At 54.8% G+C, this 7837-nt stretch carries 9 protein-coding genes; 5 read left to right on the top strand and 4 right to left on the bottom strand.

Annotated elements, in window-relative coordinates:
• Positions 1 to 21 precede the first annotated feature (21 nt).
• Genes ACF8R4_RS18935 through ACF8R4_RS18945 form a run of 3 tightly spaced genes read left to right on the top strand, consistent with a single transcriptional unit; the run spans position 22 to position 2299 of the window.
• On the top strand, positions 22 to 1197 hold the full coding sequence (locus ACF8R4_RS18935; protein ID WP_392493182.1) for an acyl-CoA dehydrogenase family protein: 1176 nt from the start codon (positions 22 to 24) through the stop codon (positions 1195 to 1197).
• Positions 1194 to 1973 (top strand): SDR family NAD(P)-dependent oxidoreductase, encoded by a 780-nt coding sequence (locus ACF8R4_RS18940; RefSeq protein ID WP_392493184.1) that lies wholly within the window; start codon positions 1194 to 1196, stop codon positions 1971 to 1973. The genes ACF8R4_RS18935 and ACF8R4_RS18940 overlap by 4 nt, the downstream gene beginning before the upstream one ends.
• Positions 1974 to 1987: 14 nt before the next feature.
• A complete protein-coding gene (locus ACF8R4_RS18945; RefSeq protein WP_186723077.1) occupies positions 1988 to 2299 on the top strand; it encodes a monooxygenase in 312 nt (103 codons plus the stop codon).
• 51 nt (positions 2300 to 2350) lie between these two features.
• Here the strand turns inward: ACF8R4_RS18945 and ACF8R4_RS18950 are convergent, their stop codons facing one another.
• Positions 2351 to 3343 (bottom strand): NAD(P)H-quinone oxidoreductase, encoded by a 993-nt coding sequence (locus ACF8R4_RS18950; protein WP_200929468.1) that lies wholly within the window; start codon positions 3341 to 3343, stop codon positions 2351 to 2353.
• Between the two features lie 166 nt (positions 3344 to 3509).
• Between ACF8R4_RS18950 and ACF8R4_RS18955 the strand changes: the two genes are divergently transcribed.
• Both ACF8R4_RS18955 and ACF8R4_RS18960 read left to right on the top strand, forming a co-directional pair.
• Entirely contained in the window at positions 3510 to 4373 is an 864-nt protein-coding gene (locus ACF8R4_RS18955; protein WP_200928472.1) for a LysR family transcriptional regulator, read from the top strand.
• A gap of 69 nt (positions 4374 to 4442) precedes the next feature.
• Positions 4443 to 5393 (top strand): LysR family transcriptional regulator, encoded by a 951-nt coding sequence (locus tag ACF8R4_RS18960; protein WP_392493186.1) that lies wholly within the window; start codon positions 4443 to 4445, stop codon positions 5391 to 5393.
• Position 5394: 1 nt separating this feature from the next.
• Here ACF8R4_RS18960 and ACF8R4_RS18965 read toward each other — a convergent pair whose 3' ends face one another.
• From ACF8R4_RS18965 to ACF8R4_RS18975, 3 genes are all read right to left on the bottom strand, one after another.
• Positions 5395 to 5670 (bottom strand): DUF2790 domain-containing protein, encoded by a 276-nt coding sequence (locus ACF8R4_RS18965; protein WP_223625764.1) that lies wholly within the window; start codon positions 5668 to 5670, stop codon positions 5395 to 5397.
• Between the two features lie 1007 nt (positions 5671 to 6677).
• Positions 6678 to 7139 carry a type II toxin-antitoxin system YhaV family toxin gene (locus ACF8R4_RS18970; RefSeq protein WP_392493187.1) on the bottom strand — a complete coding sequence of 154 codons (462 nt, stop codon included), beginning with the start codon at positions 7137 to 7139 and terminating at the stop codon, positions 6678 to 6680.
• Positions 7139 to 7456: a type II toxin-antitoxin system PrlF family antitoxin gene (locus ACF8R4_RS18975; protein ID WP_392493188.1), complete on the bottom strand. Its 318-nt coding sequence runs from the start codon at positions 7454 to 7456 to the stop codon at positions 7139 to 7141. The genes ACF8R4_RS18970 and ACF8R4_RS18975 overlap by 1 nt, the downstream gene beginning before the upstream one ends.
• Positions 7457 to 7837 lie beyond the last annotated feature (381 nt).

Raw genomic sequence — 7837 nt, forward strand, 5'->3', positions numbered from 1 at the left:
GGACTATCCGAGGAAACAACAATGAACTTCGCATTTCCCGATGATCTGATTGCGCTGCAGTCGCGTGTCCGAGAATTCATCCTCAACGACATCATTCCCATGGAAGCTGACCCTCGACAAAGCCCCCATGGCCCGTCGGAAGAACTTCGGCACGCGCTCGTCGAAAAGGCGCGTGCCAAGGGCCTGCTGACCCTGCACGCTTCCCGCGAGATGGGCGGGCAGGGCCTGAGTCACGTTGAAAAGGCTGTAATCTTCGAGGAGGCCGCCTACTCACCCTTGGGCCCCACGGCGATGAATATTCATGCGCCCGACGAAGGTAACATCCACCTGATGGAAGTTGTCGCCACCGAAGCGCAGAAAGACCGCTGGTTGAGGCCCCTCGTACAAGGTCACATTCGCTCCTGCTTCGCCATGACCGAGCCTGCGCCCGGGGCAGGTTCTGACCCTTCCATGCTTGCCACCACGGCCGTCCGAGACGGTGACGATTACATCATCAATGGCCAGAAGTGGCTCATTACCGGCGCTGAGGGGGCAGGCTTCGCCATCATCATGGCCCGGACCGAAGACGGTAACGCCACGATGTTCCTCACCGATACGAACCAGCCAGGTTTCATTCTCGAGCGAATGATGGACTCCCTGGACAGCTGTTTCACCGGTGGCCATGCGGTGCTGCGTTTTGAAAATCTTCGCGTGCCCGCTACCCACGTTCTAGGTGAAGTCGGCAAGGGCTTCCGGTATGCCCAGGTGCGACTGGCGCCGGCACGCCTGACCCACTGCATGCGTTGGCTGGGCCAAGCACGTCGTGCTCACGATGTGGCCTGCGCCTACGCCAAGCGGCGCGAGTCCTTTGGCAAGCGGCTGGGCGATCACCAGGGGGTGGGCTTTATGCTCGCCGACAACGAAATGGACCTGCTCACCACACGCTTGATCATCTGGAACTGCGCCTGGGTGCTGGACCAGGGCGCACGTGGCAATTTCGAGTCGAGCATTGCCAAAGTGGTGAGCTCGGAGGGCATTTGGCGAGTGATTGACCGCAGCGTGCAGGTTTTGGGCGGGCAAGGGGTTACCAGCGAGGCGATCGTCGATCGGATTTTCCTAGACGCCCGCGGTTTCCGCATCTATGACGGCCCTAACGAAGTCCATCGGATGAGCCTTGCACGAAAAATCCTGGACCGTGTCGTCGGAGGTGAACAGTGAGCGCTCTCGTCTCCAAGCTCTTTGTTCTGACCGGTAAACGTGTGCTGGTGACCGGGGCGTCGAGTGGCCTGGGTTTGCACTTTGCCAAGACCTTGGCTTCGGCAGGTGCTCGTGTTGCGGTTGCGGCTCGGCGCGTCGATCGCCTTCATGACCTGGTAAGCGGCTTGCGTTTCGAGGGGCACGACGCAAGAGCCTACGCGCTGGATGTGACTTCGCGCCAATCGGTGATCGAGTGCATCGACGCCATCGAAGCGGATTTTGGTGGGCTGGATATCGTGGTCAACAATGCCGGCGTAAGCGATACCAAACGCGTGCTCGATTACGACGATCAGGATTGGCAAGCCATTTTAGATACCAACCTCAAAGGCGCGTGGATCGTGGCGCAGGAGTCGGCCAAACGGATGGTCAAGGCCGGGCAGGGGGGGAGTGTGATCAATATCACCTCGATCCTCGCAAGCCGCACCGGAGGAGGTGTAGGGCCTTACTGTGCGGCCAAGGCAGGGCTTAGCCATTTAACCCGATCACTCGCGTTGGAGCTGGCACGTCACGGAATACGGGTGAACGCGCTTGCGCCTGGGTACATCGCTACGGAAATCAACGACGCGTTTCTTACCAGTGACGCCGGTGAACGGTTGCGTGCGCGTATACCCAGTCGTCGGTTTTGCACGAGCAGTGATCTTGATGGTGCCCTGTTGCTCCTGGCCTCTGAAGCTGGGCGTGGCATGACGGGTGCAGAGATCATTGTCGATGGCGGTCACGCCTGCGCGGGTCTTTAAAAGGAGTTGCTACGATGATTACGGCAGTGGTGCGCATTCGCCTTCCTGAAGGGCTTGAGTTGGCGGCAGCCAAGGACATTTTCAAAAGCACAGCAGTGCAATACCAAGCTGTGCCCGGGCTTGTCAGGAAATACTATTTATTGGCCGAAGATGGCCGCTCTGTAGGCGGCGTCTATTTGTGGGAGTCGCGAGAACAGGCGCTGGCGCAATACACAGATGAGTGGAAAGCTTTTGTTGAGGGCAAATACGGAACACCGCCGAGCGTTGAGTTGTTCGAAACCCCGGTGGTCGTGGACAATCTATTGAACAGGGTGGTGGTTGCGTAGAGGCTCAGCTAAAAAAGATGACGCTGCCTTGAAGGCAGCGTCATGCTTGAATTAGGTTTTCGTTGACACGTTCAAGACAACCTTGCCGATGTGTTGTCCAGACTCCATGAGGGCATGGGCCTTGTCTGAGTCCGAAAGTGGAAATTCTTTGTAAAGCAGCGGCTTTATGGTGTTGTTCTTGAGGTGTGGCCAGACGTGCTGTTCAAGCTCCGCCAGAATGCTGGCCTTGTCGTCATGGGTTCTTGAACGCAAGGTCGAACCGATATGAGTCAGGCGCTTGACAAGCATTGGGAAAAGATCGACGTTGGTTGCGGCGCCTTTGATGACACCAATTTGCACGATTCGACCGTTCATGGCGGCGACCCGGAAGTTTCGCGAAACATAGTCGCCGGCAATGATATCGACAATGACGTCAACGCCCTGGCCGTTAGTGCCCTGCATGACTTCATCGACGAAGTCCTGTTCGTTGTAATTTATCGCCACATCGGCCCCCAGGTTCTGGCTTGCAACCTGCTGCTCTTTATTGGCGACGGTTGTGAACACTTTAGAGGCGCCAAAAGCCTTGGCCAGCATGGTTGCGGTGGTGCCGATGCCGGAGGCGCCTCCGTGGATAAGTACCGAATCGCCTGCTTTGAACTGACCGCGTTGAAAGAGATTGACCCATACCGTCATGAAGGTTTCAGGAACAGCCGCAGCTTCCTGCATGGAAAGCCCAGCTGGCAAATGTACAACCGTCCGCTCATCCGACACGGCGTACTCGGCATATCCACCGCCTGGAACCAGCGCCATGACCTTGTCGCCGGCAGAGAAGCGCGTGACTTCATCGCCTACCACCGCGACCACGCCTGAGATCTCCAAGCCAGGAATGTCGGAGGCTCCGGCGGGCGGGTCGTAGAGCCCTTTGCGCTGAAGAAGGTCTGGTCCGTTTACGCCCGCTGCATGAACTTCGATCAGGACATCACGAGGCCCCAGCGTCGGGACCGCTCGCCGGGTCGGTTTCAAAACCTCCGGGCCACCAGGCCGGGTAATTTCAATAGCCGTCATCTCAACGGACGGCTTGCTGTTGGTTATGCTCATGGAATATTCCTGAAAAAGAGTGAAAGCCAGCCAACACGGCTAGCGTGAAATCAAGGGTACGAAAGTGTTGAGCCTGGGGCGCGCGGCGTTTTTGCGACGCTCTGTTGCAGTTGTTCTTCAAGGAAAAAAGCTTATGAACTGGGATGATGCACGGGTCTTGCTGGCGCTTGGGCGAGAGTTGACGTTGCGCCGCGCGGGGCGCGTGCTTCGGATTGACCAAGCGACGGTGGGAAGGCGGATTGCCGCGATGGAGGAAGATCTGGGATCTACTCTGTTTCTGCGCACGCCCACGGGTTATCAACTGACCGCCATCGGAGAAGTGGCATTCGAAATGGCGGAGAAAATGGAAAGCGCCGCCATGGAGTTGGCTCGTCGAACACGTGGAGCCGACCAGGAGCAAGCGGGGGAAGTGCGTTTATCTACAACGGACTCACTGGCCTATGACTTTGTAATACCGGCATTGAAGCAGTTGCACATTACGCACTCCGACATACGTGTTGTCTTGAACAGCACATCGGAAATTGTGAATTTGTCAAAGCGAGAGACTGATATCGCACTGCGAAATCAGCGTCCGGAGAACCCTGATTTGATACTGCGAAAGCTGGCCGAGTGGCCGATGGGGTTGTTCGCATCTGCGCAATACATAGAGAAACATGGCGAGCCGGAGCCTGGCACAGGGTTTGAGGGGCACGACCTGGTCATGTATGAGCCTTACTGGAGAGACCGGGGCCACCCCAGGCTGGTCGATGAAAGCATTAAGCAAGGCCGGGTAGTGGTGGCCGCCAATACCAGCATGATGGTGCGGCGTTCGATAAAGGAAGGCCTGGGCATCGGAGAAATCCCGATTGAAATGGGAATCCGTGACGGGCTTCAAAGAGTGTGGCCCGATCGGGTAAGAGCCAAGTCTTATGACGTCTGGATGGTCACCCACAAGGACCTCAGACACACTGCGCGTATCCGCTTTGTCATTGAACATCTGGCGCAGGCCTTCGCGTGATGCGTCGGGAAAGTTGACGTCGATTTTGGTTGGCGTTCGCGCTTGTAGAACCTTGATCAGGATCAGGAAATGGATATTGTACATGCCATGCATATTTTTGTTCGGGTAGCGGAGTTCAGCAGCTTCACCGCCGCCGCGGAGTCGTTGGGGTACTCGACCCCGCATGTCTCGCGAAGCATTTCGGATCTTGAAGTTCATCTGCGGGCAAAACTGATAAACAGAACGACACGAAAGGTGGCGTTAACTGAAGCCGGCTACCGTTATCTTGAACGCTGCAAAGTGCTGCTGGAGGACCTGAAACTTGCGGAGCTTGAAGCGGCGGGGGCGCATCTGGAAGCCTTTGGCAAATTGCGCATGCACTCGCCGAACGGCATCGGCCATTATCATATTATTCCGTTGATCGCCAAGTATTCTCAGCTGCAGCCCAATGTAGACTTTGAACTCAACCTGTCGCAAGCCTCTCCGGACTTGCTTGCCGAAGGCTATGATCTAGTCATTTCGGCGGACAGCCGGGTTTCTGATTCCAGTTTCATTGCCAGAGAACTGGGAGAGACCTACAGCGTTTTTTGCGCAGGCCCGGCTTATATCCAGGAACATGGGTTACCGGAGGAAATTGATCAATTGAAAGACCATACCTGCCTCAGGCTTCATGACCCCAGTTTTCCGAAGGGTTGGGAAATTGATGGGTATGACATGGATGAAGTGATTTCTCCCAGACAAACGTTCACGGTCAACGTGGCTGGGTCAATCGCTCAAGCGGCAAAGGAAAACATGGGTGTTTGTCTCATACCCAGCTATGTGGCTGCGAATTCAATCGCCAGAGGTGACTTGATCAGGGTGTTGCCCACGGTAAAGGCCAACCAGAGAAGTATTTCGGTGATTTATCCTTCACGGCACTTTCTGGATGCCAAGGTCAGAACCTGGGTCGAATTCTTGAAGGCGCAACTTCCAACACGGCTACAGGGTGATGAGGCGGCATTGCAAGCCGGAGCGAGTGGCAGGCTCGCTCCAGGCTATTAGATTAACCATTGTCACACTGGCTCAGGTTGGAAACTTTGAGGTAGTCGATGGTATGGGTTACACCCTGGTGGTCAACATAAGTGATGCTGGCAGGCACCACACCGCATCCACTCTCATCGTTGCTGGTTATCGAAATGACATGGGCGATGTCCATCGCCATTCCGTAATGATAGCTCTCGACATTGCTTGATGTGTGTTGGCTGGACTCATCACTGGTTTGTGCGGCGAATGAATGGCTGGCAACGGCAAAGGCGATTATTGCGAACAGGTATTTCACTTTTACATTTCCACGCTGAGGAACATGATTTTTTCTACCGGATCAGAAGTTACTGCTACTGCTTGGTCTCGGTAGGGTTAATTCTAAGCTTCCTGCGTGCTGTGTAAATGTGCTGCCAGTTAATTCACTGTTTTAGTCTGCTTAATAATCAAGTTTTTATGCTGTGGCGGGATCTGTCTGTGCTTATCGCAAGTTTTTGGTAGGGTGTGATTTGTCTTTCTAAAGTGTTGTGCTTTACTTTGTTATTTGAAACTTTGTTTTGGTTGGATTTGACTACTGGCCGATCGAGTTCATGGGGCGGATGCTGCCATGCGATCTGCGGTCAAGCACTGTGCGAAAAAGCTGCCACGCAGACAGCACGATATATTTTTCAGGATGGGCAATAGTCCCGCGTCTCGGGACTGGCTGGTCACCTTTGCCAGTTCTTGCCGTTCTGATTAGTCACATACATGAAGTTCGCTCAATGGCTATCCTGACACCGGGGGGGAGAGCCAAGTGGAGTTAGCGCGTAACCACGTCGATTGACGCGTCGTTTTGTTGTCAGGTGAAGGTTAGCGGCAGGGCTTTGTGAAGAGCAAGCTTACGGACAAATCCATTGATGGCTGTGGGCCGTGATCACTCGACGATCCAATAGCATTCAACGGCGATAGGGAACTGTCGCAGGTGATTTTTCGAGAAGATGATTGTTGAGCCTCAAGCTGGGGGCATCCTTTTCAAACCATCCAAAGCATGCCCTCAAATTTGCCCCAAATGTAGCAATTAGCTGGAAGTAAATGGCTATTCGAGGCTAGAAAAACGCAGAAATGATCAGCTAACAAGCATGCGCGAAGCCCCTAAAGACTGTCAGGGTCGCCGAAGAACATTTGGACGCCGATTTAAATCAAAAGCTTATGAATGGGGAATTGATTTTGTACCCCCAGATGTACCCTTTTTTACAGCAGCTACGCGTGGACTACAGTGGACGCATCGAGGGGGCAAACGTGCAATTCCTCACCCAGTCTCGCAGCTTATGCTTTGGGCTCGTCCCAGTCGCTACGCGTTGCAGTAATCAGCGCACCCCAGTCATCAGGAGGGTTGCCGCGGCCCAGCATCTTCTCGAATACGGCGTAGGGATCGGATTTGCTGCCTGCAGACCGGAGGGTATTTTCGTCGTTGACCCATGCATAGACGATGACCTTGGATCTTGAGTCGTAGCGAAAGAACAGTCGAAAGCGCCTACCGATCTTTGCCCGCCGCCAATGTCGGTAGGCGGTGCCCAGCGTGTTGCCTTGGCGGAACTCATCACGGCCCGGGTCGGCAGGCACAGCCTCCATGATCAGATGGCTCAATGCCCGAAACAGCTTCACGTTGGCGTTGCTTTCAAAACCTTGCGGGTCGTTCTGCTCGGCCCGGGCGGCGGCCTCTTGCAATTTGCGTAGCTGTAAAGTCACACCTTCATGGAACAACAGTGTCCAGCCATATCGCAGCATCAGATCGCGACCTCACCATCGATATCTTCGTCCAGGTTTACGGAGTAGTTTGCGTTGGCGAGCATGGTTTGCGCCAAGTCTTCCGTTAGGGTGGTGAGGTTGCGGCCGCCTCGGATATCAGCCTCCAGCAAACCCAGGAACGCACCGATGGCAGGGTCTTCGTGGGTGGTTTCTACGCGGCTGACCACGATTTCACCCCCGCGCACCTCGAACGCGATCTTGCCACCAGTGTCTATGCCCAAAAGCTGGCGAACGGATTTGGGCAGTGTGACCTGCCCCTTCGAGGTTAGCGTTGCGATTTCGTGGATGGCAGGCATGGGTGTTCTCCCGGATGTATTGATCGAATGGTAAGGAATAATCCTTACATGGTCAATCTTGGTTTTCTGCTGATCAAGCATTAAGTAGGGTTAAGGCTCAGAAACTTAGCAGGATGATTTACACCGCTTCTCGGGACACAATGCTCGATACCTTGCGGGCTGGTGAAAGACAGCAAGTGTGACCTCGGTACGCTCACGTATAAGCTCGCACTTGACGGAAAGATTGATTTCAAGCCCACTTCACGATGCTGGCCGCTTGCCAGCTTTTCCATGCTCGACATATTCTCCGTCCAGTATTTGGCTGCTGACGCCGTCCAGCATGTGCCTTCGACCCGATCCGGATCGGTAGCGTTCGTGAAGGTCGATGCGACTTTGAATTCG

This window comes from Pseudomonas sp. FYR_2 (genome assembly GCF_043106425.1).
Classification (GTDB): Bacteria; Pseudomonadota; Gammaproteobacteria; order Pseudomonadales; family Pseudomonadaceae; genus Aquipseudomonas; species Aquipseudomonas monteilii.